A 14,283-nucleotide genomic window follows, 5' to 3' on the forward strand; every position below is an offset into this window, starting at 1 on the left:
ACAAAGTCCGACCTCTCGGCCAATGTTGACAGTGTGTACTTCCGGACCTAGTGTCAGTGGGGCCAGCGATACCTGCAGTTATCGCGCAGGCCACTGGTACGGACGGCTTCAAGCCTCCTGGCACCACAGGTGCTGTTGCAAAGTGGTGCGGGCAGTGCCCAAGTGCTGCCCACGGTGGGGATCCCCAACCCTGTGGCACTGGCCCCTCAGACGCCGGCGAAGGCCTTGGCAACGATCACCGCATCCGCGTTCGGGCGCCCGAAGGCGAACACTCTGCCCTGGCCCTTGCGCAGCGCATGCATCGCCTCCATGCCCTGCAGTGTCCTGTAGGCCGACACCGGGGTCTTGAACCCACCACCTTTAGGACCCAGGATGCGCTTGAGTCGGCCGTGATCGCCCTCGATCACGTTGTTCAGGTACTTCACCTGACGATGCTCTACCGTCCTCGGCAGTTTCTGCTCTGTGATCAACTTCTCGATCGCGCCAGCGTACGTGGGCGCTTTGTCGGTACATATCACCCGGGGACCGTTGTGAGGACCGCGGTGACCAGCACCGCGCAGTGCTTTACCCAGGAACCGTGTCGCTGCCGTCGTGTTACGTCGGGTGGACATGTAGAAGTCCACGCTACGGCCGTCCTTGGTCACTGCCCGGTAGAGGTAGCACCATTTCCCTCCGACTCGAATGTATGTCTCATCAACCCGCCAGGAATCGGAGGACCAGGGTGAGATTTGACGGTACCAACGGGTTCTTTTGTCCAGCTCTGGGCCGTACTTCTGTACCCACCGGTAGATGGTGGTGTGATCGACCGGCACACCACGCTCGCTGAGCATCTCCTCAAGATCCCGGTAGGACACCCCGTATCGGCAGTACCACCGTACGGCCCAGAGGATCACATCTTGGGGATAATGCCTACCGGAGAAAATGCCCATGCGGGCCGATCCTGATCGATTGCCCCCAACTTTGCAACAGCACCGTCTGAGGGGCCAGTGCCACAGGGTTGGGGATCCCCACCGTGGGCAGCACTTGGGCACTGCCCGCACCACTTTGCAACAGCACCCCGAAGGAGCCCTGGCAGACCGTTGCCGCGATCATTGGTGACGAGGAACCCATCGGATGGGCCAACGACCTTGCCCTCCGGTCCTCCCTGGAATGAGAACCTACGTATCGTGCCTTCCGACCGCAACCTGTCGGTCCAGGAGCGCGTGCAAGCAGACAACTCCGAGCAGCGACTGTCGATGTCACTGGAAGACCTGCCTGAGCAACTAGTTATCATCGACTGCCCGAACCGCCAGGGCGGGATGCTCACCCAGAACGCCCTCGGCGCCGCCGATGGGGTGATCTACGCCGCTAGCGCCTCCCAGGACGGTGTGGACGGCGTCCTGGGAGCCCGCGACTCCGTTGACCGATTCGTTCGATCTCGTCAGCGCATCGGTGCCCCGGTTCCCCTGACTGAGACTGGGATCGTCGTCGGCAATGTCGCCGACACCATCCTCACCAAGGTAGCTAAGGCGTCTCTCGAAGACCTCGCGGAAACCGGTCTGATGCTCTACCCGCCGATCCCACGGCGGACCATTGTTGACCAGGCGCGTATGACCGGAACGTGGTACGGCAACTACGACAAGGGAGCTCCCGTTGCTGCCGCCTACGACCAGATTCTCGACCAGATCCTCACCAAGGCTGGCCTGTCCGCCACCGCCCACTAGCTAGATTGAACGCTAGCAAGCGTGCTAGCGTGCTAGATAGTACGCACGCTAGGACGAACGACTTAACCAAAGGAAACATGAACCATGAGTGACAACGCCCCGGATCTGACCTCCCGACGGACCCGACGAAGCCCTAAGCCGCCGGCAGACTATGGCACGGACTCAGCGGAAGTCACCGGCCACACCAGCCCGACCACTGCGCCAGCGACGCCCCAAGCTGACGACCCGGCCGTCCAGTTCAACACGCGCGTCGCATGGTCGATCAAGAAGCGCATCGACGCCATCAAGGCTGACACCGGCAAGTCGATCCGCGAGATCGTCGAACACGCCATCAACAACACCTACCCTGAGAAGTAGAATCATAGAACGCTAGCATGCTAGAACGCTTGCTAGTGATCACTCTAGCTAGCTTTCTAGCGCGCACTCAAGCATGCCTCGCTAACGCTAGCCACAACCCCGCAACAACGCGGAGAACAAGGAGCAACCACCATGAAGTACATCGGCACCGTCCTTAGCACCGTCGAGCGCAAGAACCGCGCAGAATCCCTCATCCGCATCGAGGGCCTGGACCGGCCCCAACAGATTGCTGTCCTCTGGTCGATCCCACGCTCACCCGACGCACTGGCAGACCTCACCGCCGGCACCCGCATCATCTTCGCCGCCCGCGAGGAAACACTGACCCAGCGCATGCACACCGACGAGACCACCGGAGCGACCTCCACCATTCTCGTGGCCATGGGGAAGTTCTACGACGTCATCGACGATGACGCCCCGGCCGAGGACATCTACGCCACGATCCAGGACCACGACCTGGAGTTCACTGGAACGGTCGCTGACATCACAGACACCGCACGGGGCAACGGGCTGGCCACCCTGGTGATGAAGCGGCATGGCCAGCTCCAGCCACTGACGATCCGATGGCCTGACGATGCGCCCGGATCCGCCCGGAATCTCTGTATCGGTGAGGAGGTGACCATCCGCGCTGCAGAGCGCTCACTGTCCTGGCGCACCGACATCGCACCGACCGGGGTGAGGGCAATCATCCCGCAGGTCACCGTCACCGAGGTCATGGAAGGCGTATCCGACACCGACATGGGCAGGAACGAGCAGCTGTAGTGCCAGAGCGTGGGGGAAGTGGGGGAGTGGGTAACAACAGGGCTGCCGCGGCGCCGCTGCGCTACGCCTTGCCTCATATTCTCCAGGTGGGTCGACGCCGACGGTGGGGGATGAGGAACCGAGGTCAACCGGTAGGAGTGACGAGACTAGGTCAAAACTCAGGTCGGTGATCCGGGGACTGTTGTCTGCCTGGTGCGGTCCAATCCGATGGTTCGTGCGTCACTGGCGAGCTGAGGTCCGCCGAATCGAACAGATCCAAGGCCTGTTGGGGACTCGGCGCCATCGATGTCGGCAGGTCTTGCTCACCGCTGAGGACCGCGCACAGGAGATCGTGGTGTTCGGGAAGGTCTGCAGGTGGGAGAAGTCGCTGAGCGTCGGCGGTCAGCCCGGTGAGCACTGTACGGGTCTGGTCTGTGATCATGTCCGGGTCCAGAAGGCGGGGGACTGCCTCGGCATAGTCCGCCGCCCAGGTGGCTATCGCCGCGGAATCCATACTGGCCTCCCGTCCGGCAATGACCGCTTTAGCAGCGGCCACACCGTCAGCGCCGTGGTAGAGCCGCTGACCTGACCGGTCAAACACATCGAGGGTATCGACAACCCCGTCGACTGCCGCAAGGCCAGCGAGCATCCCGGTGTAGGCGCCGGTGTGGGAGTTTTCAGTGGTCCATCTGGGGAAATCGTCGTGATCAATCCCCGCGAGATACCGGCTGACGATGCCGAGGCGACTGATCGACTCATCAACAGCAAGAGCGGCGACTGAGACCTCGAAACCGGCCTGCCTGAACTTTTCCGCAGTGTTCGCCACCTGGTCAGGGGCGGTCAGAGTGTTTTCGATGATCGTGTTGTACCCACGGCGGGCCGAGTGCTCGATCAGGCCACGCATCCACTCACCGACAGGGCCGTTGGACAGGACATCCATGCGCTGCGGATCAGTGTTCATGATCAGCGGCATGCTCGGATGATTCAGGCGCAGAACATCGGAGTCTAGGACCACCGCGGGAGTATCCAGCTGCGCCGACAAGCGGTCGACAGTTCGTGACTTCCCCGCGGCCGGCTGGCCGGTGACGAACACCAGCTGCGGTGACGATGACGGTTGAAAGTCGAAGTCTATCGTCTTGGTCAGGTCCGCCAGGATCTCTGCGCGGACATCAGCTGGTACCGGGAAATCATCGGCAGTGAGACGACGTGCGCTCACTTGTTTGGCGCTGCCAGCCCGCCGATGCGGTGGTACTCCTCGCGCATCTGCCGGGTCCGGGAAACAAGGTCATCGCGATCAGTGTCGACCGCGGCTCGGAGGAAATGCGGGAGGTTATGGCGCTTGGCGTCCCACCAGTCTCGTTCAGCCTCGGTCGTTGCCGCGCGCACGCGATTGCCGTAGGCGGCAGTCAGGCTTGCGGCGACGGACTTCATCACGTCGTACTCGGCGAAAAAGATTCGTTCCTTGGTCGGGCTGAGCATCACAGGGGTCCTCCTTGGTGGCCTGTAGTGGGCATCATCCTACCACAGAGGGCAGGGGAAGGACAGTGAAAAAGGTGCATTGTGCTGCATATATGTCAGGTTCTTGGCGGGGTCTACGACGGCAGGTGATGAGGTCGAGGACGCCAGTTCCATGTGTCTCGGGAGTGTCGGTCAGGACGATCGGCGACTACGGTGGATCCGGTAGTCACCACACTGAGATTCATACTGAGATCCTTGGGGAAGAAGGCACCTCACCATGACCACCACACATCCGCGCCCGCTGGACAGCAGCCCAACCACCGGCGTCCAGGACACCTTGTTCGACGTCGAGGCCACCACCGCCGGCGCCGAGGCGCCGGCTGGCGGATATCGCGGCCCGCAGGTCTGCCAGATCACCGGTGTGACCTACCGGCAGTTGGACTACTGGACCCGCACCAACCTGATCCACCCCTCAGTCGCCGAGGCCACCGGATCGGGCAGCCAACGTCTCTATGGCTTCCGCGACCTGGTGATCATCAAGATCATCAAGGGACTGCTGGATACCGGCATCAGTCTCCAGAACGTGCGAAAGGCACTGGTCCAGCTCGACGAGCTCGACGCGACGGAACTGTCCGGCATCAACCTGTTCTCCGACGGAAAGACCGTCTACCAGTGTCGTTCGACGGAAGAGGTCATCGACCTGCTCGCTGGCGGTCAGGGCGTGTTCGGTATCGCGGTTCCGGGCCTGGTCGCCCAGCTCACCGGTGATCTCACCAGCATCCAGGCCCACACTGCCGGTGAGGGATCAGCACTCGCCGGCGATGAGCTCGCGGCGCGCCGCACAGCGCGCACCAGCGCCTAGAGGAGGACCCCGGTGCCCAGAAATCCCGATGGAACCGTGACAGAACGGCGGCCCGCGGCCTGCCCGGACGGGCACCCCTGGGACCGTCCGGGAACGTTCCTCGTCGGGTGGACCGGATCCAACCTGCATCGCGGACACCGCTACTGGATCTGCACCACCTGTGACGCTGAGATTCATGCCAAACCCGGCCGATCCCTGCTCGACGCCAACAGGTCTGACTGACGGCTACTCACTTTCGCAGGGCTAGATCGACTCGGCAACGAGGTATCGGCGATCGTCATCCATCGAGGGCACAAGACTAGAGTGCCGGTGGCGCAGGCAACATCTCTTCGCCCCACGCGAGCAGGTCATTGACATCACGAAGCAGGATTCGGCTACCGATAGCCGCCAGTGACCCTTCCCACTGCGCAGTGGTCTGCCGGGCAGTGGCAATGGCCTCTGCGACCTCATCTGGGCGCCTACCGAGTGGATCGTGACCTCCGCCGCGAGGTGCGCGCTTATGCATGATTGCAGCGGGTATCATGTCGCTGTATCTACGCAGTAGGAGCGCCCGGGCGACATTGACGACAAAAATCTTGTCGGCGTCCGCAGGGTCGACCATATCGGCCAGCCGATCCAGATCGGCCAGAGGCACTGTCCAGGACGCATGAGCGGCCCTGGCCTGTGCTATCGCGGCTGGAGAGCATCCTAGGAGATCTGCGGCTTGCTCCGCATCGACGAGCTTCCGGGCTGACTCGGGATCGTCTGACGGAGCTGCCGCGCGCACCACAGCACCGAGGATCCACTCATCGTCGACGCTGTAGCGAGACCGGCGCATGACGGGCTTGTCATCAGGCCACTCTAGACCGTCGTAGATGATGCAGTCGATGAGTGCCTGGTCAGCATCCATCCGTGACCCCCCGCGGTGGTCCCAGAACTCCCGAAAGGCCGCTACCCGGTCCAGGCCAGGTAGAGACGCACCCGATAGTGCAGTGAACGGGCGTGCTGCCACATCGAGGATGACCCTCTTGCGTCGGCCGAGCAAAGAAGCCACCCCGCTTCGAGAAGCGCCGTTGAGGATTAGGCCTTTCACAACAGGGTGGTAAACGAGGTCAAAAAATAGGTCTTTGACCTGGCCTGATTCGTGCTCCGAGATGCTGATGGTGGTCATGATCCGACTGACCGTTGATTCGGTGATTGGGTCCATGGTGCAGACACTACACTGCCGGTTCCCGAATGGGAACCATTGTCTGGGCGGAGGCCAATCTTTGCCTAAGTGGACGGGCGGACGACCGGCTGCCTGTCGACGCGGATGAGTCAGGGCAAGCGTTCGGAGTCGCTGGGAGCGTACTCAAGTGTGACTCGACCTGGAGGCTCGGCTGCAGAGTGTTACTTCGGAAGCTGAACAAGAGCGAAGCGCAGTCGGTCGGTTCCCCCCATTCCCTTCATGGTGATGATCACGGTCGCCTCGGTCTCTGACGTGAACTCGATACGCCCGTGAGTCGTCCACATCTTATCTTGTTCCTGGGCGGCAACACCGAGAACCGTGTGGGGATCGGACAGTAGCTCCGCCGTGGGGATCTCGCGGCCAGAGTATGCGACCTTCTCGGTTGTGGGGAGCAGCCAGGAGCGCAGCTCGGACGTGGACAGAGACGCTTGCCGCGGGTAACTATTCATGACCTCATGATTCCACAGTTCGAGGAACGGGGGTGTGCATGTTGTTGCGGTTGACGATCGTCTGCGGCAACGGCTACGGCACGGTCCTGATCTGCCGAACGGTGCGGACCAGTGCGAGCTGCTGCCTGATAATTACCGTCTGACTACTGACGTTGACATGACCATTCTGTCAATAGTGCTCAACTAGAGATCGCGCTCACTCCGATGCCCTTGCTTAGCATCTCGCTTGGCCTTCTCCGAATGCACGTAACCCTGCACCTCCTCGCCGCGGTACTCGGTACGGTAGTAGGCGTCCGCGGCGTCGTCGCGTCCTTCCGTGAGGCCGGCGAGCATGGAGTTGTAGGCGTCGAGGTCGGCGTCATTGTCGCGCTCGGCCTTGCGGTCGTAGCGGGCAGCCTCCTTGCGGTCCTGGCGCAGCCACTGCACAGCGTGCGCCGTGCTGACCAGCAGCAGGGGAAGCTCGCTGAGCCCCCAGGCGATCGCGCCGCCGGTGTGCTGCTGCTCCATGAGGTCCACGTCGAAGGGCAGCTGCAGCGACAGGTAGTAGGACTCCGCCAGCGGCTGCGCCATCTGCATCATCGCGATACCGAACCAGGCGTGGAAGGCCATGGACGCCAGCGTCATCAGCAGTTTCATAAACGGGCTGAGCTGGCGCGGCGCGGCGTCCACGCCGATGACCACCCAGTAGAAGAGGTACCCGGAGATCAGGAAGTGGGTCATCATGAACAGGTGCCCGGCGTGTTCGGAGGCCAGGTCGTTGAACAGGTCCGACAGGTACAGCGCGTAGAAACCGACGACGAACTGGAAGGACGCCACGATCGGGTTCGTCAGGAACTGTGAGACGGGGTTGTTGATGAAGACCACGAGCCATTCACGGGGGCCCTGCAGACCGTTGCGTCCGGCGGGGCGTAGCGCGCGCAGCAGCAGCGTCATCGGTCCGCCGAGCACCCAGAACACCGGGATCAGCATGGTCAGCGCCATGTGCTGGAGCATGTGCGGGGCGAACATCGCCATGGAGTACATGCCGAGTCCGGAGCAGGTGACGAAGATCAGCACGAGGTTGCCCAATGTCCACCACCCCAGCCGGCTGGTCTTCCACTCCACGCCGCGGCGTCGCAGCGTGATCCACGCCCACATGTACACCACCTGCAGCAGCAGGGCGACGGTGCCGAAGACCAGGTCGAAGCGCCAGTTGGTGAGCACCGCGGCCAGGCTGAAGGGTTCGGAGACGTCGAAGCCCATGATCAGCTCGGCCGGGGTGACGTCGGCGACGGCCTCGACGGGCGGCGGAATGCGGGTCAGCGACAACGCGACGCCGACCGTGGCGGCCATGACGAAGATCTCGACCAGCGCCAGACGGACGAAGGGACGCCGCCACCAGGCGGTGGTCTTCGCGCCGGACGCCTCGGCCGCCTCGAGCTGCGGCAACGTCCAGCGCCGGTGGGCGAAGCCGAAGAAGGCGAGGATGAGCGTGAGCACGGCCTTCGCCACGATCACACGGCCGTAGTCGGTGGTGAACCACTCGGAGAACGACAGGCGGATTCCCGCGTTGATCAGGCCGGACGCCGCAATGCCGATGATCGCGCACAATGCCACGAAGCTGTAGCGCCGGGTGATCTCGGCGAGGAAGGGGCCACGTCGGGCGGCGTGCGCGACCAGGGCCATCAGTCCGCCGATCCAGATGGCGGACAGGATGATGTGCCACAGCAGCGAGTTCACGCCGTAGTCGTGGTTGCCGCCGGCGGCGGAGTGCCCTTCGAGGGCGATCGGGATCAACGACGCCACGGAGAGGACGAAGAACACCGGCTGCCAGATCCACCGCCTGGTCAGCAGTGACAGGACGGCGACCGCGCCGGCGATGGCGGCGATCCAGAGCATTGCCTTGGCCGTCGACACCTGCGCGATGGCGACACCCCACATGTCGGGCTGCAGCGTATCCTTCAGCGGCTGACTCGAGGCATCGGAGAGGTAGAGCGGCACCAGCAGCAGGGCGCACAGCGCCCAGCCGGCCATCGCCCAGGTGCCCGTGCGGGACGCCCGGTAGCCGTCGAGGCCGAGGTAGCCGTCCTTCCCCGGTTGCGCGCCGAAGGCGCTCATAAGGAACGAGCCGACGCCGAAGCACGCCAGTACCGTTCCGGTGCCACGGACGAGCGGAACTCCCGAGGTCGTGACGGGGCCGGGATCTGAGATACCCAGGACGTCCAACGACTGACCGAGGAAAGCATCGCCGATGACGGCGGCGACGAGCCCGGCCATGACTGCGGCGATGACGTAGATGGCGACTGGCGAGCCGATCCGTCCGGAAGGACGGGAGGGGCGGGACGGACGTTGCGGATCCCCTGTCGGGGATCCGCTGACTGATTCGGTGGCGGTGGCCGCGTCGGACATGCCCTGAACGTTACTAGCCGGGACCCCTGTACCCCGATTCTCTGTGCCATCTCCCGCTAGCATCAGCGACTTGCATACCCAGAACTATGTGCGCTGACCGCCGAACCAACTCTACGTCCCTACGTCTTGCCATTGGCCCATTATGGGGGGGGTTGACAGCTTCACTTGATTGCAGCGATAGCCCGCCCGTACTGGCAGTGTGCTATACATGTCCTGAAGGCACATCGTTCTCGACTCTCATGGGAGCAGTAATCACATGATTAGAAAGACTAATGCAGCTCCAGTTTTTTTGGCTGGCCTCGTTGCAGTTACTATCGGCTGTGCGCCAGCAAGTGCGTCAGTCCCTGAGTTCTCCTCTCCGGCCAGTGTGTCCGGAGTCGAATCTTCTGCTGAGCAAGCGATCACCACCAAAGCAATGCATCAGCGCTATTCAGCACCCTTCAACACCAGGACAGAGTGCAGGGGTATGTATAATTGGATGAAGGGGAAGGGTTACCAAATGGCTCGCGAGTGCCGCCAGCATGCTGACGGAAAGTGGTGGTTTAAGTACTGGTACGCCAGGTAATCGTCTCGAAAAATAGTATCACAATCCGGGCTCACCAACGGTTCGCAAACCTCTGAACGCCCTTCTCGAGGATCGGGACCTCGCCTTGGCGATACGGTTGGGAAACTAAAGTATTTAGTTCCCCAACCGGGTCAAGATCTGGGATGCCGCGCTGGCATCAGGTTTCGCAGGAGTCCGCCGTGAGGCGGTGTACCGCTACGCCCACGAACTGCGGTGGATGAGGAACCGTGCTGCACACCTGCGCCCCATGCTCAACACCGACGATCTCTGGGCCACCCACCGCTACGCGATACGGATGCTCCGCTCCATGGACACTGACTTCGCACAGATCATCGCTGGACAGGCCACCCTTCCGAGGATCATCAAGGCAAAGCCTTAGATGGGTTCTGTTGACGATCGTCAACGGACCTGGTTGCCGCACTCCTCGATCCTCGGCTAGCCGTCTAGTGGAGGTCTATGACTGTTGATGCTAGGGTCGACGGCAGCGAGGCCCTATACGGCCTGTTGGTCGTCCACAGGGTCTCGCACCTCGCGAACCCCTGACCATATGGTCAGGGGTTCTTGCGTTCCTCGACCCACAGAATCCCTTGATCAGAATCTGGGATCCAGAGCCTCTTTGTACGCAGGTAGGCGCGGATCGCGTCTGCGGCGGGGGTATGCTTCGATGACCAGCGCTCGGGGTGTTCCTGCGTGTGAAGCTGGTAGGCGCCGTAGGCGACGAGATCGGCCGCCTGGATGAGTTGATTGTATCTACTGTCCTGCATCACGACGTCTTCTATGACGTGCCGTGTACTCAGATTCAGTGAGCGATGTACATCGCGATAGGGTGCCGAACCACGAAAGGCAGCATCCCACTGCGCTCGTATCTGTTCCGGGGTGCGGGAAGAATCATCGGGACCGTAGCCTTGCTGGCCATCGTAGAAAACCATGGCAGTGGTCTGCATCTTCGCCGCCCAGGCGTCGAGCCAGCGGATGAACGTAGCGTAGGCCTGAGTTGATGATCGATGAGGTGTCGCGATCGTCGCGATTGTCAAGCCGTCGGCTTTGGCTAGCCACGACAGCATGATGCGGCCGGTTGCTGCGCGGCGTCCCGACGAGAACGCGTCCTCGGCCTCGGCGGAGTCGCAGAAGTGGCCGCGGCCCTTGTAGAGGTTGTTGGCGTGGAGCTCTTGGGTCTTCGGAACATCGAACTCGCGGTGGATCTCGCGACGGCCCTGGAGCCATGAGGCAAGCACGTTGTTCCAGTGTCGATCCTCTACTAGGAGCGCTGTCAGCATCGTGCCATGTTTGGAGTCCCCTGAATCGTCGACGTAGGCAAGATGCACGTGGGGGACTCCGGAAGTAGGTTGGCGATCTGGTGGGAACTGAACTCGGGTCGAGTCTAGTGGGGGAAGCGGAGCATCGTGTACCTGTCCTGGTCGCATATAGAAGACACCTATTAATGGGCCGTTCTGTGTGCGCTGTGTCAGAAACGATCATTTGTGACACACTCCCACTCTTGGGAAACTATCGGGGTGTTTGTCCTGCTGGGCGAGTGTCACAACCCTGTGCCATAATCAATGTGTCACGACATTGTCCAATGACGAGTAACGACGCAGTATTTGATGATATGAACAACTAGACAGGTTGACGTGTTGGTCTACCGATGATGGGAACTATGATTGTGGCGGTAGGGACTATTTCGATGAAGAAACAGTTAGCTGATGCACGGATGTCACGCAAGGCGACGGTGCTCCGCGTCGTCGATCTTGTTTCCTCCATCAACTCACCGGAGGGTCGTCGTCGTGGGTGAGGTGTTGGGCTATGCCCGGGTGTCAACGACCGATCAGGATGCCCGACTGCAACACGACGCCCTGACAAAGTACGGCTGCGTCCGGGTGTTCACCGACACGGCCTCGGGGACGCTGGCCCACCGGGAGCAGTTCGCCCGGCTGCAGGATCAGTTGCGCGACGGTGACACGCTGGTGGTGTGGCGCCTGGACAGATTGGGCCGCTCGGTCAGCCACCTCATCAAGCAGTTGGAGGATCTGCAGGCCCGTGGGGTGGGGTTCGTCTCCATCCAGGAGGCCATCGACACCACCACCCCGGGAGGCCGGTTGGTGTTCCACGTGTTCTCTGCGCTGGCGCAGTTTGAACGTGATCTCATTGTCGAGCGCACGACTGCGGGCCTGGCGGCGGCCAGGGCGCGGGGTCGGGTGGGTGGTCGGCCGGCGAAGCTGTCTGAGCAGCAGGTTGACACTGCCCGGTCGTTGTATGAGTCCGGGTCGGTCAGTGTCGCGCAGATCGGGCGGATTCTGGGGGTGAGCCGCTCGACGATCTACCGGGCACTGGATCGTAGTGCGCGCACGCACGCCCCCGACACATCGTTGCAGGAGCAGTGACGACCAATGGGCAACCACGGGACCCAGTGTCAACAGAGGGAAGCCTCGGGGCCTCTTGCATGGATAGGTGGAAACCGCCCTGGCATGCACTGGCCGACGAGCTGGCCAGATGTCTACTCCCCATGTGGAGCCGACCGTACCCGATAAACCAGCAGGTTCTGAGATTGTTCTAGTCGTCTGTCCGACGACGCCATCTAGCAAAAGACCCTCATCAATGGTTAACTAGAAAAATCTAAAGGTGACTATTCGGTCGCGTCCCGCTAGCACGAGGTTCACACATGCTCCGTTGTACCCGCACACTCCTTGCGACGACACTCGCCGCGCTGCTGGGCGCTACTGTTGTTCCGATCGCATCGGCACAGGACGCTCCCATCGAGTCCGCCCAGCCAGCACCGGCACAGTTGGATGAGGTACCGCAGCAACCCGTCGAGGACTACGTGCCCAACAGAGATGAGCCGGCTCCTGCCGACGAAGTCGAGCAGCTCTCTGAAGATGATCAGCGGGTGAGCGAGTACTACCGGGAGGAGCCGCCGACGGAGGCGCCACCCGAGAATCTGCCGAAGGCGAAGGATAAAGTGACGCCCGGGCAGATGCGGTCGGACACTCTGGCTGTACCGGAAGGCTTCAGCAACCAGGAAGCCGATCAAGCTGAGGTTGCCGAAGCACGCCTAGAGTCCGCGCCGAGGGCTATTGCGGCAGGACAGACATGTAAGGTCTTCTGGCCCTCTCCGAATCGTGTGTGCGGGGTGATCCTAGAACGCTATGAGAGGATCGGGGGGCCCGTTAGTTGGCTGGGCCTTCCTCGGAGCAACGAACTGGTCAACCCTGACGGAATCGGTCGGCGCTCCGAGTTTCTGGGGGGAAACATCTATTGGCACCCCAGTCACGGAGCCCACAGCGTGGCGCCGGATGCCTCCAAGCAGTGGCAGATCCTGGGGTACGAAACCGGGAAACTGGGCTACCCGACCTCTGAAGCATTTTCGACCCGTCAGAATCTCACTTTCGGACAGCGTTACTCTGGCGGTGATATCTACTACTCGCCCCTCACCGGCGGATCAGTCACGGGCGACATCAAAGCGCGTTACGACCGAATGGGGGCCTCCGAGCATCCCATCGGCGTCCCGATCGCCAATGAGGCCACTAACACCAACGCATTCCGATATACGAACTTCTCGAATGGAACACTGAGCTGGCGTGGAAGCGACAGAGCCACGAGGTTCATGTACTTCAACACTCAAAAAATATGGGATGCGCTTGGGCGCGAAACTGGCGCTTATGGATTCCCTGGTAGCGATGAACAAGCGAACATTCCCGGAGTTTTCCATACTGTACCTTTTGAAGAAAAAGGGGTAATCGTCTGGTCTAGTCTTTTCGGTGCCCGAGAAATTAGCGGACAAGCCTTCCTATACTGGAGTTCTCTCCTAAATACAGCAGACGATATCGGCTATCCTTTAGCTGACCCGGTATCGTTCGCGGATTCTAGCATTCAAGAATTTGCGAACGCCACAGTTCTCGGGTCCGGTGATAATATTTCAGTCATACGTAAATCCGAATCATCAAGTCCCTCAGAAGTGTCTTCAAGATTCGCTCATGATTTAGAAAGTGCACCACTTAGTAACCCATATCAGGCCAGGGCGAACATTTCGGCTGGAACGCGCATGAGTAATGATGCACCTGGCATCCTGGAAAAGTTTGACTTCCCAGCCGGGGGCGTCCGCTTTGTTGTCAGAAAAGGGTTCTATTCGGTATATGCAAATGGTAACGATGACGGTTGGGGACATGATAAATTAACACAAAAGCACAACTTCTACAACTACAACCTTCTATATAATGCAATAAAGCAAGGCGCGAGGAATACCTCTATTTCGACTGCTCCCGACAATTACGCATATACCCAGGATGTCTTCTTTGTGAAATGCGGAGGTTTCTCACTTCAGCCAACGTGTGATGAGGTTGAGCCGAAGCAATGGGTCACGGCGATCTATCGGCCAATACCTAATAATACGTACAAGGGATACGAATCTAAAGATCCAAAAATCAGCAACGACAACTGGCCGGTCGGCGTGGTGACAGCCTATTGCCACAATACTAAATCTGAGGCCAGCGGAAATGGAAACAAAAGTTCCAAATGTCCCGCGTACGTAAACAACTATAGCAAATTGGCATGATTAGTAT

Annotated in this window: 13 protein-coding genes; 7 read left to right on the plus strand and 6 right to left on the minus strand. The window is 60.8% G+C overall.

Features of this window, described 5'->3' with window-relative positions:
* Positions 1-206: 206 nt before the first annotated feature.
* Positions 207-929 carry an IS6 family transposase gene (locus ACZ9GM_RS11895; protein WP_394287897.1) on the minus strand — a complete coding sequence of 241 codons (723 nt, stop codon included), beginning with the start codon at positions 927-929 and terminating at the stop codon, positions 207-209.
* A 273-nt stretch (positions 930-1,202) separates the two neighbouring features.
* Between ACZ9GM_RS11895 and ACZ9GM_RS11900 the strand changes: the two genes are divergently transcribed.
* From ACZ9GM_RS11900 to ACZ9GM_RS11910, 3 genes are all read left to right on the plus strand, one after another.
* Positions 1,203-1,703 (plus strand): ParA family protein, encoded by a 501-nt coding sequence (locus ACZ9GM_RS11900; RefSeq protein ID WP_476037949.1) that lies wholly within the window; start codon positions 1,203-1,205, stop codon positions 1,701-1,703.
* Positions 1,704-1,787: 84 nt separating this feature from the next.
* Positions 1,788-2,060: a hypothetical protein gene (locus ACZ9GM_RS11905; RefSeq protein WP_476037950.1), complete on the plus strand. Its 273-nt coding sequence runs from the start codon at positions 1,788-1,790 to the stop codon at positions 2,058-2,060.
* Between the two features lie 132 nt (positions 2,061-2,192).
* Entirely contained in the window at positions 2,193-2,819 is a 627-nt protein-coding gene (locus ACZ9GM_RS11910; RefSeq protein ID WP_476037951.1) for a hypothetical protein, read from the plus strand.
* Positions 2,820-2,970: 151 nt separating this feature from the next.
* On the opposite strand, the gene ACZ9GM_RS11915 is transcribed toward ACZ9GM_RS11910, so the two are convergent.
* Both ACZ9GM_RS11915 and ACZ9GM_RS11920 read right to left on the minus strand, forming a co-directional pair.
* Positions 2,971-4,014 carry a zeta toxin family protein gene (locus ACZ9GM_RS11915; RefSeq protein ID WP_476037952.1) on the minus strand — a complete coding sequence of 348 codons (1,044 nt, stop codon included), beginning with the start codon at positions 4,012-4,014 and terminating at the stop codon, positions 2,971-2,973.
* A complete protein-coding gene (locus tag ACZ9GM_RS11920) occupies positions 4,011-4,277 on the minus strand; it encodes a hypothetical protein (protein WP_476037953.1) in 267 nt (88 codons plus the stop codon). Before ACZ9GM_RS11920 ends, ACZ9GM_RS11915 begins: the two co-directional genes overlap by 4 nt.
* A 256-nt stretch (positions 4,278-4,533) precedes the next feature.
* Between ACZ9GM_RS11920 and ACZ9GM_RS11925 the strand changes: the two genes are divergently transcribed.
* Entirely contained in the window at positions 4,534-5,118 is a 585-nt protein-coding gene (locus tag ACZ9GM_RS11925; protein WP_476037954.1) for a MerR family transcriptional regulator, read from the plus strand.
* A gap of 298 nt (positions 5,119-5,416) precedes the next feature.
* On the opposite strand, the gene ACZ9GM_RS11930 is transcribed toward ACZ9GM_RS11925, so the two are convergent.
* Positions 5,417-6,304 carry a hypothetical protein gene (locus ACZ9GM_RS11930; RefSeq protein ID WP_476037955.1) on the minus strand — a complete coding sequence of 296 codons (888 nt, stop codon included), beginning with the start codon at positions 6,302-6,304 and terminating at the stop codon, positions 5,417-5,419.
* A gap of 653 nt (positions 6,305-6,957) precedes the next feature.
* The gene (locus ACZ9GM_RS11935; protein WP_476037956.1) at positions 6,958-9,162 is read right to left on the minus strand and encodes a bifunctional copper resistance protein CopD/cytochrome c oxidase assembly protein; all 2,205 of its coding nucleotides are present in this window, start codon (positions 9,160-9,162) and stop codon (positions 6,958-6,960) included.
* 752 nt (positions 9,163-9,914) lie between these two features.
* On the opposite strand from ACZ9GM_RS11935, the gene ACZ9GM_RS11940 reads away from it, so the two are divergent.
* Positions 9,915-10,106 (plus strand): hypothetical protein, encoded by a 192-nt coding sequence (locus ACZ9GM_RS11940; protein WP_476037957.1) that lies wholly within the window; start codon positions 9,915-9,917, stop codon positions 10,104-10,106.
* Positions 10,107-10,278: 172 nt separating this feature from the next.
* On the opposite strand, the gene ACZ9GM_RS11945 is transcribed toward ACZ9GM_RS11940, so the two are convergent.
* Positions 10,279-11,052 (minus strand): DUF3800 domain-containing protein, encoded by a 774-nt coding sequence (locus ACZ9GM_RS11945; RefSeq protein WP_476037958.1) that lies wholly within the window; start codon positions 11,050-11,052, stop codon positions 10,279-10,281.
* 459 nt (positions 11,053-11,511) lie between these two features.
* Here ACZ9GM_RS11945 and ACZ9GM_RS11950 point away from each other — a divergent pair, with 459 nt between their 5' ends.
* Together ACZ9GM_RS11950 and ACZ9GM_RS11955 are read left to right on the plus strand one after the other, a co-directional pair.
* Positions 11,512-12,108 carry a recombinase family protein gene (locus ACZ9GM_RS11950; protein ID WP_476037959.1) on the plus strand — a complete coding sequence of 199 codons (597 nt, stop codon included), beginning with the start codon at positions 11,512-11,514 and terminating at the stop codon, positions 12,106-12,108.
* A gap of 278 nt (positions 12,109-12,386) precedes the next feature.
* A complete protein-coding gene (locus ACZ9GM_RS11955) occupies positions 12,387-14,276 on the plus strand; it encodes an LGFP repeat-containing protein (protein WP_476037960.1) in 1,890 nt (629 codons plus the stop codon).
* Positions 14,277-14,283 lie beyond the last annotated feature (7 nt).

It is taken from the genome of Corynebacterium sp. UD i78 (genome assembly GCF_056280545.1).